Below are 17,399 nucleotides of genomic sequence, written 5' to 3' on the forward strand. Positions count from 1 at the left end.
AACTACTCACCCTTTCATGATCATTTGAGGCTTTTTCTTACTTTTCACTTTATAAAGATTCCCTAAAATATCTGTGGAATATTTTTCAATAGAATATGTTTTTTGAGATATCGTTTTCAATATTCGTGGTGTTCGTTTATCATTAATATTCTCCAAATATTCTTTATATGTGATTGGAATCATATTTAGCTCTACAACATTTCTTGTGTCGTTATTAACCCCTACAATTCTATATAACTCTCCATCAATTTTAATCAAATCATTATTATAAAAACTTGCGATAAACACTGCATTTTCATCAATTTTTTTCTCACTTTTTGCTTTCTCATAAGCATTTGAATCAATTTTAAAGAAACCTTCTTTTTTGATGACATCTAAATTTTTAACTGTCACAAATTTATATCCACCATTATCTAAGTAAACATCAAAGCGATATGGTTTTAATGATAGTTTTACTATTTTATTCTGACTATTTGAATAGTCGTTTGTAATATCAAGATGCGCATTTAACTTTTTACCGTAATATTTAACCTTTTTGATGATAGGTCCATTATCTTTTTTACTATATTTAGTTAAATAATTGCCTGTTTCTTCATGGTACTTATAAAGCGGGTTCTTCTCATTACTGTATTGTTCCATAATAGTTTTCAGTTTTTGATAAGTTTGTGGATCATGATGATACATTAATAATTTTTCTGGTGACTTCTTGATTAAATTTTTCAATTTATCATTATCTTTGTCATATAGTCCTTTGATGTTATTTATGATAAGTGTATTGCCTTTATCATCTTTTCTTGTTGAATATAAGGTATCATTTACTAATTCTCTATTCGGTTTTTTATCGACTCTGTGTGAGTACTTATAATCTTTAAAGTCTTTAATACTTTGTATTTGGCGCGGGATTACAAATATTTCTTTATATTCATCGTCAGTTTCAATTCCCGGCATATTTTCAGCTTGTTGCTCTTCAACTGTTTGGTTTTCCATGACTTTATTAGTTGTATCTAGTTTTTTCCATTCTTTGAAAATAAAGTCAGCGTTAGCAATGACCAATGCGTCTTCAGCATGATGTTTGTAACCTTGATTTCTTTCTTTTTTGAACTTCCATTTTTTTCTTAAGAAACTCGTGAAACCTCCATTAATCGATTTCACTTTGACATCTAAGTCATTTACTCTAAAATAGGATCTTAATAAATTCATTAACTCTCTAGTCGCATATCGTGTATCTACTAAATTACGGTTAATAAAATCTTTTTGGACACTAAATCGATTAATATCTCTTTCTTCTAATAAATATTCTTTTTTCTTCTTAGAAACTCTTCCTTTACCTTTAGAAAGGTTCAAAATATGCTTTTTAAATATCTCATAACTAATTTTCGCATCAGAAGAACTCAAATATTGAAATGGCGTTCTATTCCCTTTCTTACTATTCTCCTCTTGTTTTACTAGCACTTTATTATTGAAAGAGTTATCAAAAGAAACAGAACGAGGAATAATATGATCAACTTCATAATGATATGGATTATTAAGTAAATCTTCTAATGGAATAGATTCCAATGAATACAAACATTTTCCTTCTTGCATATCATGTAGTTTAATCTTTTCAATTAAAACCTTAGCTTTTTCTTTACCGGTTTCCTTAATGATTTTTTCGATTCTTTCATTAGTCTGGCGGTTTCTTTTCTGCATTTCATTGATGAATTTTTGTGCCTCTTTGGAATTCTTTTCTCTTGCTAGCTCAATAATAATATCTTTTGGCAAACCGAATTTTTTAATAATAGCATTAATCACTTTGATGGATTGAATGAATGAACGTTTCACCACTGGTGATAAGATAAAATCGTCCACTAAAGATGTTGGTATTTCTTTTTGTTGGCTTAAATCCACTTTTTTCGGCACAAGTTTCAAACGATTGAAAATAGTCATTTGGTTATCACTTGTGTTCCATAATTCATCCAATATTAAATTGATAGCTTTTAGGGAGAGACGATGTGTGCCGGTATAACCAGTTAAATTTGAAATTTGTTCGATTTCTTCTTGTGTCAATTTTGGTTCCAGTTCAGCTAATTCTTCTTGTATGTCTTCTGCTGACTGGTAAATCGTTAAAATTTCAGCGATTTGATTGAGTAGATCAGCATTCTCCAGAATTTCTTTTCGGGATGTAATGCCTTTTATATCATGATAAATTTTAAAATTAGTGAATTCTGGTTTACCTGTACTCGTTACACGATAGCCTTTAATATCTTCTTCATTCACAAGTATCTCTTTCGCAATTTGTTTGAGTGTCGGCTTTTTCTTTTGTTTAAAGACATTCTCAATGATCTGGAATTTCTCATAATACTCTAGTTTCTCATTCTCATCTCGTGCAATAACCAAGTTATTTAAATCATTTAGGGCATTGTATAAATCAGCATTATAAGCATATTTAACACTTCGTAATTCCTCAGGGAAATATGTACAATGTCCCATTAACATTTCATACCATTCTTTAATATCCTTCCAGCCAAATGGACTACCTTCTCCTGGACCTTCATAGTATGTTCTTCTAGTTTCTAATAAGCTGATATATGTCTCTATGAAAGTTTCATCAATTTTATGATGATTACTTTGTGTCTTTAATAACTGCTTTGCTTCTTTGATGTAATCAGATGTTTTGAAGCGGTTAGCTGCACCTCTTACTTCGCCTTGTTCTTTTAAACGTTCTAACTGTAATTCCGCAACATATTTATCTTCCAAGGCTTTATTATTTCTTGCGATTTGTTCTTTAGTGGATAATTCATTGCCTGTATCTTCTTCCACATCATTTACATTATGTACACCTCTGCGCTTTGCTAAATGAAGCAATGCCGCAGAAAATTGTTCATCGCTTAATTTTTCACTTAGTCCTTTAACGCGAGCTTCGTATGGATTTATTCCACTTATTTCACTGTCTTCATTTAATAATTTATAATCAAACAACAATTTTTTTACTCTTTGTAATCTATGTCTACGACGTCTCTTAAGTCGTCTTGCCCCTCTTTTTGATCGTCGTCCCTCATTGTTTTCTACATTAGCTTCTTTAAATAAACGAACACCTGCATCTATAACATCTCTTGTTTCATAATCAATAATTCCATAACCCACTGATGTAATTCCGATATCTAGCCCTAATATATAACTATTATTCATACTATCACTCCCTTATAATTTGAATATTTAAAATTTAATAAATGTAAAAAAAATCTCGCCAAACAAGTTGACGAGATAAACACGGCATTTTGCCTTGTTTTAGTAGATTCTGTAATTTTAGGTATAAGTACAATACAATTATTAGTATTGTAACTTAATGATATTATAGTAGTTATTATTAGTCAATCAATATTTTGTATTTTCTAATAATTTTAATTTTGACTTTGTTGAAAGATTTGTTAGAACATTTCTTTCGTTATTCACTTTTACGTTTTCTACTAGTCATAACAGTTACCATACCTATTAATGAAATACACAAGCCAAAGATTACTAATACAAGATTTCTTTCAGCTTCACCGGCTGCTGGTAATTCTTGTGATTGAGATGTATCAATTGATCTTGCTTCTGAAATTAATGCAGCAACTTTTTCATTATATTCAGTCGTAGACATTTTACCTGTATCTTTCAGATGTGTTAATTGAACTAACTTAGTTTGGTAAGGTTCATCTAATTTGATATTTTCAAATCCGATATTTGCCCATCCGTCACCGTCTGGATCCAATTCATCAGAAACTACTTCACCCGTAACTGCTTTAGCTGCTTGCGCTTCTGCACCTTTCACAATGTCTTCAATTCCAGTAAAAATTAATGCTACCGCAACTAACGTTGTTAAAAAGATACCGATTTTTCTCATTATAGGCCTCCTAAGTTTATCTAGTTTACTCATCTTTAACGTAACCAAACTTGCCTTCTTTAAAAACCCTATTTACAGTAACTAAACAAACTTTGCAGAATGTTCGTAAATTACATAAAGATAACTTTTATCGATATAGTTTTTCGGATGAAACGGCAATATATTTCAACTTAACTAACATAGCATTAAACTCCTTTTATCTACAATTTTCACACTTCCGTCATACAATTTTCAAAATATGACAAACATTTGTCCTTTCATCTATTTAAAAATCTGTAATAATATAATGTAGCTTTTATATAAAGCGAAATCATTACATTTTATATAGATAAAGAGGTAAATTATGAAACCCAACACATTTAATCCTATGCAGCGATTACACTTTTACGCTGCGGTCTTTATTACACCTTTATTAATTACTTTGACTTTGTCAGGTATTGCTTATCTTTTCTTCCCTGAAGTTGAAAATCAATTGTATAAGCACGAATTCTATGGTCAAAGCGAACATACAAAACAACAATCTATGACCGATGCGATTAAACAAATCGAAAAAGAACATCCTGGTTACACTATCAATAAAGTCAGTGTGATGGAGTCACCTTACAATAACCGCATCACAATTGGTGATATGGAAGGTAATTCTTACTATATTTTTCTAGACAATCATAACCAAATTGTCGATCAACAAAATGCGAAATACACCTATTCCAATATGGTCAGAAGTATACATAGTTCCCTTTCGACCGAAAATACTGCGATTAACTACTTAGTTGAATTAACCGCATGTTGGACTGTTTTTATGATATTATCTGGTATTTATATGTTAGTACGTAAAAAGTTATTAAAATCTAACAACAAAGTACTCAAATTCCGAAAATGGCATGCGATTGTCGGATTAATAATCGCCATTCCGATGTTAATCTTAGTCTTTACAGGCTTACCTTGGTCTGGCTTCATGGGTGCTAAAATCAATCAGATTTCTACTGCGTACCCACAATTAGGACAAACTCAACTCGTCGCAAATCCACCTAAATCAGAAGCCAATGAAATTCCATGGGCTTTAAGACAAAAAGCAGCACCACAATCAGAAGGTGGTGGGCATCATGGTAGTATGGCGATGCCGATGACAAATATTCCCGGTCAATTATCTTTGGATAAAGTGATTCACAACGCTGAAAAGCAAGGTTTAACACGTCCTTTTGCGATTGTTTATCCAACCAGTCCTGATGGTTCCTTTACGCTATCTAAAGCCAGCAATAGTGGTGTAACCGGCTTTGATGTCGCACCTGAAAAAGAAACCACACGTTATATGGATCAATATACTGGTAAACAATTAGGCAAAGTGGATTATCAAGATTACGGTATCCTAGCGAAATGGTTAACTTGGGGTATTCCGCTTCACGAAGGCCACCTTTTCGGTTTGGCTAACAAAATCATTAACTTACTCGTATGTATCGCCTTTTTAGACGGAATCATCTTTGGTTTCATGTCTTGGTTTAGACGCTTAAAACACATGAACCAAGCTGAAATGCTACCAAGACGTGTGAAAAAGCCGATGTCTATTTCACTTATAATCACTTTGATTATCTTAGGAGTTTTAATGCCTTTATTCGGCTTCTCACTCATTATCGTCTTTATTATAGAAACACTCTTATACTTGAAAGATAAGCGAAATAAACAATTGAATTAATCAACAGAAACAAACAGCGCAACCCTGGGAGGCTGCGCTGTTTTTATATAGTAGGCTTTGTTTATATACTTACATATTGGATTTTGGGAGTAATTATTATTTAATATTTTAATGTTCAGTGAGTTTCAATCATTGGCTTACTTTGTTTTATAGTAGAAATCTGGAATATTTGCCCAACGCTCTTTGAAGTAGAACGCTACAGATTTTGGTTTACGATCTCTTGTGAAGATACCTTTACGGTTACCTTGGACACGAATATGGCCTGTACTTGTTTCGAAGTCAGCGAAGTTCCAAGTTTGTTCCCCGATAAACTGTGGATATTGGTCTACGATTTCATGATTAGCTTCGTAATATTTCACTTGGTATTCTTCTGTGAACATAATGTCATCGATTGCGTGTAATCCGGCTACAGTATCTGCACCGTATTCTGTAAACATAATTGGCTTATTCGGTTGTACTTTAGACCAGCCATCCATTTCTTTCTTCAATGATGCTTTCGCTGCTCTTAAATCACCTTGGTCTACATACCAACCATAATATCTGTTCAAGCAAAGTACATCGACTAAATCTTGAACTTGACAGTTATCAGGTTGTGAGAACATGATTGTTACGATTGTCATTGGACGATCTTGTGGGTCTAAGTCTCTTGCCAGTTGTACAAGCGGTTCGAAATATTCTTTCGCACCTTTAGCATCTGATTCTGGTTCGTTAGCGATAGACCACATTACAACACATGCATGGTTTTTATCACGTGCGATTAATTCACGAATCACTTGTTCATGCGCTTCTTTTGTTTTAATGTCTTTCCATGTATCAATAGGATTATTTGATTTGCCTAAGTGTACTAAGAAGTTCAAGTGAACCCCTACTGCAGTAGTTTCATCAATTACTACAATACCTTGTTCATCCGCAAGACGCATCATTTCTTCTGAATAAGGATAGTGCGCTGTTCTGAATGAGTTCGCATTGATCCACTTCATTAAGTTCAAGTCCATAACATTTGCGTTTTCATTATAGCCTCTACCATTAATAGGTGTATCTTCATGTTTACCGAATCCTTTGAAGTAGAATGGTTTGTTGTTGATTAAGAATTGACCATCTTTCACTTCAACAGAGCGGATACCTACACGTTCTGTATACGTATCAACCACTTCACCATTGTCGAATAATGTTACTTTTAAGTTATATAAATATGCGTTTAACGGTTCCCATAGACGTGGATTTTCTACTTTGATGTCACCTTGTGCACCTGTTGCTGAACCTACGATTGTACCTTCTTCATCTAATAATTCAACACGTATCTCTTCCACATCACCGACAACCTCAGTTTCATAACGAACTGTCGCATTGTCACCTTCAACCTTAGGCACCACTGTAATATCTTCTACATATTTATGTGGTGTTGTGTAGATTTTAACCGGACGGTGTAAGCCAGAATAGTTAAAGAAGTCGAAGTTTGGTGTGTTCTTTCTGATTAAGTTGCCATCTTCATCTGTAAACTCTTCATAGTTACCTACAGGTAGTGTTGAGTGATCTAAAATGTTGTTTACTGATACAGTTAAACGGTGGCTGCCTGCGCCAACTTTATCTGTAATATCTACTTCAAATGGTAAGAAACCACCTTTATGAGATACAACTTCTTCACCATCAATATATACAATCGCTTCATGTGTAGCTGATCCGAAACGTAAAACTAAACGCTCGTCACGTAATGCTTTTGGTACGATAAAGTCTCTTTCGTAAAAGACAGTACCCACATGGTTACGAATCTCACTAATCGCACCTTGCTCGTTATATGAACCTGGGACACTCATCACTAAATCAGTATCTAATGGTTGTGTCGCATCTAACTTTTCATTCGCATGTTCTAATCGGAATTTCCAAGTGCCATTTAAATCAATAATATTTCTTGTTTCTGTTGTAATTGGATATAACATATCATTCTCTCCTTCATTTATTATACGCCTGAATATGCATTGAACCCGCCATCAACTGGTAATACTACACCGTCCACAAAGCTTGATGAACGGTAATCGACTAAGAAGAATAATGCACCGATTAATTCTTCTGGTTTACCAAAACGATGTAAAGGTGTCGCATTCAAGATTTTTTCTGCACGTGCTGAATAACTGCCATCTTCTTTAATTAATAACTTTTCATTTTGAGATGTCACTAAGAACCCTGGCGCAATCGCATTAACACGTACGCCTGTATCAGCAAGGTAAACACTTAACCATTGCGTGAAGTTGCTGACAGCTGCTTTTGCTCCACTGTATGCTGGAATCTTAGTTAATGGTGTAAATGCGTTCATTGATGAAATGTTGATGATTGTTGCTTCTTTGTTATCAATCATGTCTTGCGCAAAGACTTGTGATGGAATGAACGTACCTAAGAAGTTCAAGTCGAACACAAAACCAACACTTGCTTCATCCAATTCAAAGAACGTCTGCATTTGATCTTTATTATCTTTATCAAAATGTTCATCATCCGTTGTACCTTTAGGATGGTTACCGCCTGCACCATTAATTAACACATCCACTTTGCCAAATGCTTCATGGATTTTTGTTTTTGCTTGTTCCATCTGTGCTTTATCTGTAACGCTTGCTGAAATGAAAAGTGCTTTGCCGCCCGCTTCTTCAATCTCACGTACAACTTGTGCACCTGTCTCATCATTCAACCCAATAATCGCAATATTAGCACCGACTTGAGCTAATGATTTCGACATCGCTGAACCGATGACACCATTACCACCAGTCACTACTACTGTTTTATTGTTCAAATCAATTTCGTATGGAATCATATGCTCACTCCTTACCTTTACTTACTGCTTCATAAAGTCCGATTAAATATGTCGCACCTAGTGCTCTGTCATATAAACCGTAACCTGGTTTACCTGTTTCGCCCCAAATCATACGGCCATGGTCTGGACGTACAGGACCTTCATAACCAAAGTCATGCATAGCTTTAACAATTTCATACATATCTAAAGAACCTTTATCTGAAGGGTGTGCAGACTCTTCAAATGAATGTGTACCTGTATGTTTGATATTACGCGCATGCACGAAGTGTACGCGGTCTTTTTTACCGAAGTAACGTAACATTTCAGGGAAATCATTGTTTTTATCACAGCCTAATGAACCTGAACACATTGTTAAACCGTTTGATTTTGAATCATATAGATTAATGAAGCGTTCTAAGTTTTCTTTATTTGTGATGATTCGCGGTAAGCCGAAAATATTCCATGGTGGATCATCCGGATGAATCGCCATTAAAATATCTTCCTCTTCAGCTACAGGGATAATTTTATTAATAAAGTAAGACAAGTTTTCCCATAGCTTTTCTTCATCAACAGATTCATAAGCTTTAAATAAATCTGCTAAATCATCTTTCGTATAACTTGAATCCCAACCAGGTAATGAAAGTTCCCCGCTTAATGGATCCATCTTTTTGATATGGTCTTCGTTATAGATTAAAGCAGTTGAACCATCGTCTAAACGATATTCTAAGTCTGAACGCGTCCAATCAAACACTGGCATAAAATTATAGCACACAACTTTAATTCCTGCTTTGCTTAAATTACGTAATGTTTGTTGGTAGTTTTCAATATACTTGTCACGTGTAGGACGTCCTAACTTAATATCTTCATGTACTGGTACACTTTCAATCACAGATAACTCTAAACCAGCATCTTCTATCTCTTTCTTTAGTGCTTCGATTTTATCTAATGGCCAAACTTCACCAACAGGTACATCATAAATTGCGCTGACAATCCCTTCCATACCAGGAATTTGACGAATGTACTCTAAACTAATTGGATCTTCTTTACCATACCAACGAAATGTCATCTTCATTGATTATTCTCCTCCTTAATTAATCCAAAGTAATGATAAGCATTGTTGTAACAAATGCCTTTAATTAATTTTTCTAATAATGATGGTTCATCTGGAATTTCTCCATTTTCAATCATCTCTCCGATATATGTGCATAGAATGCGACGGAAGTATTCATGTCGTGCGTATGAGATAAAGCTTCTTGAGTCTGTCAACATACCTACAAAGTGCATCAACATACCTTGATCAGCTAGTGATGACATTTGTCTCAACATGCCACGTTTTGTATCGTTGAACCACCAGCCAGCACCGTGTTGGATTTTACTCGCAATACCTGGCTCTGTTTGGAAGTTCGCAATTGTTGAACCTACAACGTCGTTATAATTTGGGTTCAAGTTATAAAGAATCGTTTTTGGTAAGTGATCTTCACGTTCCATCATGTCTAGTAAATGGTTCAAGTTATACGCTAAGTTCGTTTGATCGTTAATTGAATCAAAACCTGTGTCAGGACCTAACTTTTCAAATGCTCTCGTATTGTTATTTCTGATAGCACCGAAGTGAATTTGCATTGTCCATCCTTTGTCAGCGTATGCTTTGCTTAACTCATTTAAGACGAATGTGATAAATTGTGCTTTTTCAAAATCAGAAACCGTTTCTTTGCTTAATGCTTTTCTGAAGATGTCCGTGATTTCTTCTGATGTGAAATCTTCATAATCAATTCGTTCCAAACCATGGTCAGCTAATCTGCCGCCTTTGCCGTGGAAGTAATCGATACGTTGTTTCAAACTGTCAATGAAGCTTTCAACACTTTGAATCGGTTGAGTAATCTCAGCTAGTTTTTCAACAAAATCTATGAAATCTTGTGAACCGATTTTAAATGCTGCATCAGGTCTGAATGCTGGTAAAACCGCTGTTTTGAAATCAGATTGGGCTTTAATTTCATCATGATAATGTAAATCATCTGTTGGATTATCTGTCGTACAAATCAAATTAACTTTTGATTCTTTAATTAAAGATTGCGTTGTCACATGATTGTCTTTCAGATATTGATTCACACGTTCATAAATTTCTTCTGCGTTATCTTCAGTTAATAAATCATAGACACCGAAGTACATCGCAAGTTCTAATTGTGACCAGTGATACACTGGGTTGCCGACTGCGTTTTGAAGTGCTTGTGCCCATTTGACAAACTTTTCTTTTTTGTCCGCATCTCCAGTGATGTAATGTTCTTCGATACCTTGAGCACGCATAACTCTCCATTTATAATGATCGCCGCTCAACCATAAATCTGTAATGTTATCAAAGTGATGATCCTCACTGATTTGTTTAGGGTCTAAATGACAATGGTAGTCATAAATTGGCATGTCTTTTGCATAATCTTCATAAAGTTGTACTGCTTTATCATTGTGTAACATAAAAGTTTCATTGATAAATGCCATAGTATATACGCTCCTTTTAAATTTCTTCTCTTAACGCTAATTCTTTTACAATTTGTTCATGTCGTTTATCTGTTAATTTATAGAATATTCCGAAGACAATCACCGCAATTAAACTGATAACAGCAGGTACGACAAAGTATAAAAGTCCTAACCCCTGTAATGTATCGGCAGTTTGCTCGACATTCGGTTGATAACCAATAAACGTTAGTGCTATACCTGGAATAAATCCAGCTAAAGCTTGTGATACTTTACGTGTGAAGCTGTAGCTTGAATAAATAATCCCCTCAGTACGAACTCCTGATTTCCATTGGCCGTATTCTACAACGTCTGCGATAAATGCCCATGTAACTGTATTAGGAATCACTAGGAAGAACATGCCTAATGTACTAAAGATTAAGAAGGTTACAACGTTCTCTCCAAAGAATGCATAGTTTAACATTTCACAAATGATAAAGCCTACAACACCAATAATCGCAGTCATTTTTTTACCAAACTTCTTACTTAAAACAGTTGTAAGATATAATGCTGGAATCAGTGCGATAAAGTTGAACAAGCTAACAATGCCTACTAAATTAACTTCGCCAAGTACATATTGGAAGTAATACAATTGTGTAGATTGCTTTAAGAACATGGCTGTAATTGTTAGTAATGTATAGAAGGCAAGCACTGCGAATGCTCCGTTTTTCAATAAGTTTTTAAACGCAATTCTACTTTGTCCTTTTGTATCAGGGGGTTCTACTGTAAAGCGTTCTTTAACACCTTTATAACAAATGATGTGGAAAATCACACCAATTGCCGCAAGTACACCTACAACAACTGGGAACCCAATTGCTTGATTAGGGAATTGGCTTACCATAGGTAAAACAATGATACCTGTAATGAACAACGCACCTTGTGACCCCATATTTCTGAACACTGAAAGTTGTGTACGGTCATCTGCGTTTACTGTCATAGATGCAGAAAGTGAACCATAAGGAATATTAACAATTGAATAAGCCATACTGAATATCATATAAGTTGCGAATGCCCATATCACTTTACCGGTATAATCTAAATTCGGGGTGATAAAGGTCATTACTGTCATAATTGCTAAAGGTACTGTCCCAAATAAGATATATGGTCTGAACTTACCTCTTGGACCAATATTTTTACGTGAATCTACATAAGATCCGACACCTGTATCGACAAAAGCGTCAAATATTTTTGAAATTAGGAATACTAAACCTGCATACGTTGCTGATATTCCTAAAACATCTGTATAGAACTTAAGTAAGTAGATTTGACCTAAGTCAAACATCATTCCGTTACCTAAGTCACCAAATCCATAAGCAATTTTCTCTTTGAGCGGTAATTTCGGCTTTTCTATCGCTTTAAATGTTTCAACTTTTTCCTCTTGTCGTTTTGTCATCGTTTCCATAGCATGACCTCTTTTCTAGCGTTTAATATCCGCTGAATCTGTAATTTGGAAAATTGTTTCAACATCCGCTGTATGATAATCACCATGGATGGCGTGCTTATACAACATATTGTTAATCGCAAATTGAACTGTCGTTCTCAAATCCCAATTTTCCATTAATCCATAAATAATCCCTGTGCTGAATGCGTCACCAGTACCGACGCGGTCTAAAATATCTGAATCAAATTGTGCTGTCTGTTCTATATGGTTTCTATGTGATATAAAACCTTGTAAGCGGTTTCTTGAGTTCGTAAAATTTTTTCTTTGTGTAAAAGCAATGTATTCAATGTCATAGCGTTCGTGTATTTCAGCTAAATATGGTTTTAATGTTTCAATCGAAGCTAATCTATCTAAGCCATCCTTTTTATCCGTTCCATCTTCATTTGTAAGTGATAAAGGTTCATAACCAAAGATTAAATCAACATAAGGTAACAACTCAGACATCGCCTCACGTGCTGTTTCAAAAGACCATAATGCTGCGCGGAAGTTTAAATCACAACTTACAAATAAGCCTTGTGATTTTGCGGCTTTTGCGGCTTGTAACGTAACCTTAAACAACTGTTCATTCAATGCAGGTGTAATACCTGTAAAGTGGAACCACTGTTGATTTTTAAAAGCTGTTTCAAAATCAATTGACGTTGTATCCAACTGTGAAAATACTGAATTCGCACGATCATACACTACTTTAGAAGGTCGATAAGCAAATCCTTTTTCTAAGTAATACACACCTAACCTGCCATCTGCTTGAACAATATTGTCTGTGCCAACATTATATTTTCGTAACGTTCTTAATACAGCTTGCCCAAGCTCATTTTGAGGTAATCCCGTTATCACTTGTGTTGATACGCCGAATCCAGCTAACCCGACAGCTACATTCGTTTCTGCACCGCCATAGACCGCATCAAACGATGTGGTTTCTGTAATCGTTTGATGGTTTGGAGGTGTTAAACGCATCATGATTTCACCTAGTGTGATAAAATTCATGACTTATCACCTCGAATACGTTCGAAGCGTTCTACAAATTTCTTCGTGTTCTGATAAATGATGTTATCACTGCCGTCTTTCGCACCTTTTGTTAATCCGCCGCCAATACCGATTGCAAATGCACCTTTTTTATACCATTCGTCCATATTATCAATGGATACACCACCTGAAGGCATCATTTCGACATTTGGAATAGGTCCGTGAACTGCATTGATAAAATCTGAACCAAGCACATCACCTGGAAAGACTTTGACTAAATCTACACCTGATTTCAATGCATCTGTAATTTCTGTGACCGACCCGCAACCAGGCAGATACGGAATTGAATACAAGTTACATAACTGTGCAATGTCTCCATCAAAATTTGGACTGACGATATATTTAGCGCCGTTTAAGATTGCGATACGCGCAGTATGCGCATCAAGTACAGTGCCAGCACCAATCACAACTGTGTCATCAGCATGTTGTTGTAAATGTTGAATCACATGTTCTGCACCTGGTGTTGTAAATGTTACTTCAATATTTTTGATTCCGCCCTCTATAATTTGATCAATCATATTTTGTGCATCTTCTTGTGATTTGCCTCTGACAACTGCGACCAGATAATTGTTATGCAACTGTTCCAATATTGTATATTTATGCATTGTTTAATCCTCCCTTAAAAATACTTTTTTTAACTAGCTAGCTCACCACTAAAGTAAAAGTTTTTTTAAGAATGGTCAATTTTCCATCAGATTTCAGACCTCTTTTTATGCAAAAAACGCAAATAAAAAAACGCCTTTATCAATCAAGTTAAACCCTTGATATAAAAGCGTTTCTTTGTAATATTTATCTACACGAACAATGAATTTTCGGCGAAAAATGATATGAAATTTTACGTTACTATTTTACTTTTTACTCTTGGAATATCCGCTGTTTTTATCATTTTTTTTACGTTTTTATACAAATTTTTACCTTATTTGCGTTTTTTTCGAGATTTCTGACAAATTGATACTATGAAAAATTGTTTATGTTTATGAATTTAGATACAATAATGGTGTAGCGATTGTAAACGGTTTCATCATTTTGTATGTTTTTTCATTTTTCGATACTTTAATGGAGACATGTGATATACTTCTTTAAATCTTTGAGTAAAATAACTTTGATTTTTAAACCCGACATAAACTGCAATGTCAGAGACAGACATATTGGTTCGCACTAACAAGTCCCGCCCAACTTTAATGCGAGCTTTAATGATGTATTGTGATAAGGTAACGCCTAATTCCTCGCTAAAGATTCTAGATAAATAAGAAGGAGATAAATCAACCATCTCTGCTAAATATTGAAGCGTGAGTGGATGATCTAAATGTAAATCGATATACTGCAGAATTTTATTAACTTTTGGTGTGTGTTCGTACTGTTTCACTTTTTGAGCAATATCGGTGTATTCCATAGTTAACGCATGCATCACATCACTGAGTCCCTGCAAATTAACTACTTCATCTATTTCAGCAGCATATTTTTTAGAAATCTGATCGACTAGCAACAAGTTTGCGCCTGCTTTTTCGATTGCTTTACGTCCGAATGTATTTAAAATATAAGCTTTATATTTTGCGTTTAAAGCGTAATCATTTGAACGTTTCATACCAGCCACACTACTCATTAATTTTATCAGACAATTAAATACTGTTTCTTTATCACCATTTTCCATCGCAGTGATTAATTGATTCTCAACTTTATATCTTTCTTCTAATTCATTCAATGTGAATTCATATTGTTCTTGTGTCGCTGTATAACCTAGTTCTGTTGTATGCATCTTTAATGTAAATGGAATGACTTCATAATTCACATCTCGATTTTTAATAAAACGTACGGCTAATCGTGTCATTTTCAATGCGTCTCTACGATTACAAACCGGAATGCTCAATAAATATTGTTTCAAAGTAGCCATCTTTGATATTTTAATGCCCGCTTCTTGCAGCATTTCATGACTCTGTTTTTCAGTCGGTCGTTCATTTAAGAAAGGACCGATCATAATAAATTGTTTTTGCTTACGATACTTGAAGAAATAATAATGGACATTAAACGCATTGGTATAAAAGTAAATGTGCTGACTGCTCATCTCATTAATGTAAGTCTTTAAAGACTTGCGTAATTGTTTACTTTCGTAATTCATAAACGGCGTTTTAATTTCATTTACAATTTGATTAATGTGACGATTATCAAACACTTTTAATTCTAGCCCTAATAAGTACATTGCATGTGTTTTCAACATTTCAATTGTCTTATCATCCATATAAACACCTACTGACTTTATTTATAATGACGCCAAAAAGACGTAATGTCTGCTTTATCCTCTAAGTTGAATTGAATCATATCCTTTAATAAGTCATAGTCTATATCTTGCGTCCATTTAATACGGAATAAGTTTTCAGTATACGTATAGCCATTTGCGTCAAAACGGTCTATAAACGGCTTCATTCCTGCAGCTTCAGGATTTATAGAGAAATGTGCCTTTGCACGACTGAACCCGATAATATAGGTACCATGATGTGTATACATAGGTTGATTCCATTTAATGGCTTTTTCTAACTCAGGAAACGTTTCATCTACCCAGTTAAAAACAGTTGTTAAGATTTCCTTTTGTTTTGGATCCTCGATTTTATTTAAATACTCATTAAAATTTTCCATTGATTTCTCCCTTTATTTCGACTTACTTCCATTATATGAGACCATTCTCAAAAGGGCTATGAATGTATCTCTAAATTTCCATTAAAAAAGCATGACAGCGTAAGTCTATTTACTGTCATACTTAAAGTAACTATGCTAATTCATCTTCTACTTCACCGTGTGAAGAAAGCAATCCAAATACATAGAATAAGACACCCATCGCAACGAGTGAAATAATTCCAGAAATCCATCCACCAGTCACATCGTGTAGTAAACCAATTAAGAATGGTCCGATTGCGGCGATGAAGTAACCGATGGATTGACCGAAGCCAGATAATGCGATACTGCCATCACTTGTACGTGCACGGATTGAGAAGAATGTCATACATAAACTAAATCCAGAACCCATACCAAAGCCGGCTAAAATCATACCGATAATTAATAGCGTGAATGATTGTGAGAAGAACAGTGCGAATCCGATAATAAAGAATGCGGAAACGATAGTCACTAATAGTTTTTGGTTCTTCATACGTGACGCTAAAATAGGGAAAATAAACGTCATCGGTACTTGTGCGAATTGGTTCAGCATCAATAAGTAGCCTGCTGTTGAAGCATCTACACCTCTATCTACTAAGATAGACGGTACCCATGCGACAACTGTATAGAAAATCATAGATTGGAAGCCCATCATGAATGCGACTGTCCATGCGAGTTTAGAACGACTGATTTTAAATAACTTTTTCTCTTCTTTAGCTGCTTGTTCAAGCATGGCTTTCTCTTGTTTCGTACCTGAAAGCATTTGCGGAACCCATAATATAATCGCAATAATCGCAAATACTAACCAGAAACCTAACGATAGACGATATGTACCCGCTTCAGATAACGGATAACTTAAGCCGCCGCCTAAACCTGCAGTGAAGTTCATTGTACCACTGTATAAGCCTGTCATTAGACCGATTTGAAGCGGGAATTTCCATTTTACATAACTTGGCAGCACGACGTTACCAAAGGCAATACCAATACCTAGCAACACTGTACCAATGATGAAAATCGGGAATCCGCCAGAGACACGTACGATTAACGCAATAATGACTAAAATCGTAGATAAGAACACCGTCTTAGACATCGTCATACGCGAGGATACTTTAGATACAAACGGTGATACAATACCAAAAATCAACAGCGGGATCGTCGTTAAGATACCTGCCACACTGTTATTGATTGATAAGGCATCTTTAATTTGATCAATAACCGGACCAACTGCTGTTAACGGTGCACGTAATGTTGATGCGACAAAGACCATCGCAAGAACAATCAACCACGAATCGCGCAATCTATGTTTTTGGAAGCGTTCATCCTGTACCATATGCTCACCCTTTCTTCATTTATTTAAGTTTATTTGAAAATAAAGAGAGAGGTAGGACAGAACCTAATCTCCCCACCTCATTGAATTAACTTTATTCTATGTCTTTCGTTTCATCAATGCAAG

Annotated in this window: 13 protein-coding genes; 1 reads left to right on the forward strand and 12 read right to left on the reverse strand. The window is 34.9% G+C overall.

Annotated elements, in window-relative coordinates; translation table 11 throughout:
- Positions 1–6: 6 nt before the first annotated feature.
- A complete protein-coding gene (gene cas9 / locus HMPREF3270_RS05525) occupies positions 7–3,168 on the reverse strand; it encodes a type II CRISPR RNA-guided endonuclease Cas9 (RefSeq protein WP_083326835.1) in 3,162 nt (1,053 codons plus the stop codon).
- A gap of 256 nt (positions 3,169–3,424) precedes the next feature.
- Positions 3,425–3,862, reverse strand: a complete 438-nt coding sequence (locus tag HMPREF3270_RS05530) for an LPXTG cell wall anchor domain-containing protein (protein ID WP_070848931.1) — start codon at positions 3,860–3,862, stop codon at positions 3,425–3,427.
- Between the two features lie 343 nt (positions 3,863–4,205).
- On the opposite strand from HMPREF3270_RS05530, the gene HMPREF3270_RS05535 reads away from it, so the two are divergent.
- Complete coding sequence (locus HMPREF3270_RS05535; protein WP_070867183.1) at positions 4,206–5,552, forward strand: PepSY-associated TM helix domain-containing protein; 1,347 nt, start codon at positions 4,206–4,208, stop codon at positions 5,550–5,552.
- A gap of 137 nt (positions 5,553–5,689) precedes the next feature.
- Here the strand turns inward: HMPREF3270_RS05535 and uidA are convergent, their stop codons facing one another.
- The 10 genes from uidA to HMPREF3270_RS05585 all read right to left on the reverse strand — a co-directional run bounded on the left by uidA (position 5,690) and on the right by HMPREF3270_RS05585 (position 17,276).
- On the reverse strand, positions 5,690–7,489 hold the full coding sequence (gene uidA / locus HMPREF3270_RS05540; protein ID WP_070848928.1) for a beta-glucuronidase: 1,800 nt from the start codon (positions 7,487–7,489) through the stop codon (positions 5,690–5,692).
- A 20-nt stretch (positions 7,490–7,509) separates the two neighbouring features.
- Positions 7,510–8,352: an SDR family oxidoreductase gene (locus tag HMPREF3270_RS05545; protein WP_002479885.1), complete on the reverse strand. Its 843-nt coding sequence runs from the start codon at positions 8,350–8,352 to the stop codon at positions 7,510–7,512.
- Between the two features lie 4 nt (positions 8,353–8,356).
- A complete protein-coding gene (gene uxuA, locus HMPREF3270_RS05550; protein ID WP_023015517.1) occupies positions 8,357–9,403 on the reverse strand; it encodes a mannonate dehydratase in 1,047 nt (348 codons plus the stop codon).
- Complete coding sequence (gene uxaC / locus HMPREF3270_RS05555) at positions 9,400–10,821, reverse strand: glucuronate isomerase (RefSeq protein WP_070848926.1); 1,422 nt, start codon at positions 10,819–10,821, stop codon at positions 9,400–9,402. The genes uxuA and uxaC overlap by 4 nt, the downstream gene beginning before the upstream one ends.
- Positions 10,822–10,837: 16 nt before the next feature.
- Positions 10,838–12,238 (reverse strand): glycoside-pentoside-hexuronide (GPH):cation symporter, encoded by a 1,401-nt coding sequence (locus HMPREF3270_RS05560; RefSeq protein WP_002479888.1) that lies wholly within the window; start codon positions 12,236–12,238, stop codon positions 10,838–10,840.
- Positions 12,239–12,253: 15 nt separating this feature from the next.
- The gene (locus tag HMPREF3270_RS05565) at positions 12,254–13,261 is read right to left on the reverse strand and encodes a sugar kinase (protein WP_070848924.1); all 1,008 of its coding nucleotides are present in this window, start codon (positions 13,259–13,261) and stop codon (positions 12,254–12,256) included.
- Entirely contained in the window at positions 13,258–13,905 is a 648-nt protein-coding gene (locus HMPREF3270_RS05570) for a bifunctional 2-keto-4-hydroxyglutarate aldolase/2-keto-3-deoxy-6-phosphogluconate aldolase (protein WP_023015519.1), read from the reverse strand. The genes HMPREF3270_RS05565 and HMPREF3270_RS05570 overlap by 4 nt, the downstream gene beginning before the upstream one ends.
- A 416-nt stretch (positions 13,906–14,321) precedes the next feature.
- On the reverse strand, positions 14,322–15,536 hold the full coding sequence (locus tag HMPREF3270_RS05575; RefSeq protein ID WP_002479891.1) for a helix-turn-helix domain-containing protein: 1,215 nt from the start codon (positions 15,534–15,536) through the stop codon (positions 14,322–14,324).
- A 17-nt stretch (positions 15,537–15,553) separates the two neighbouring features.
- Positions 15,554–15,931, reverse strand: coding sequence for an iron chaperone (locus HMPREF3270_RS05580; protein ID WP_002479892.1), 378 nt, complete (start codon positions 15,929–15,931; stop codon positions 15,554–15,556).
- 130 nt (positions 15,932–16,061) lie between these two features.
- Positions 16,062–17,276, reverse strand: coding sequence for a CynX/NimT family MFS transporter (locus HMPREF3270_RS05585; protein WP_070848922.1), 1,215 nt, complete (start codon positions 17,274–17,276; stop codon positions 16,062–16,064).
- Between the last annotated feature and the right edge of the window lie 123 nt (positions 17,277–17,399).

It is taken from the genome of Staphylococcus sp. HMSC65H10, assembly GCF_001839185.1.
Taxonomy (GTDB): Bacteria; Bacillota; Bacilli; order Staphylococcales; family Staphylococcaceae; genus Staphylococcus; species Staphylococcus simulans.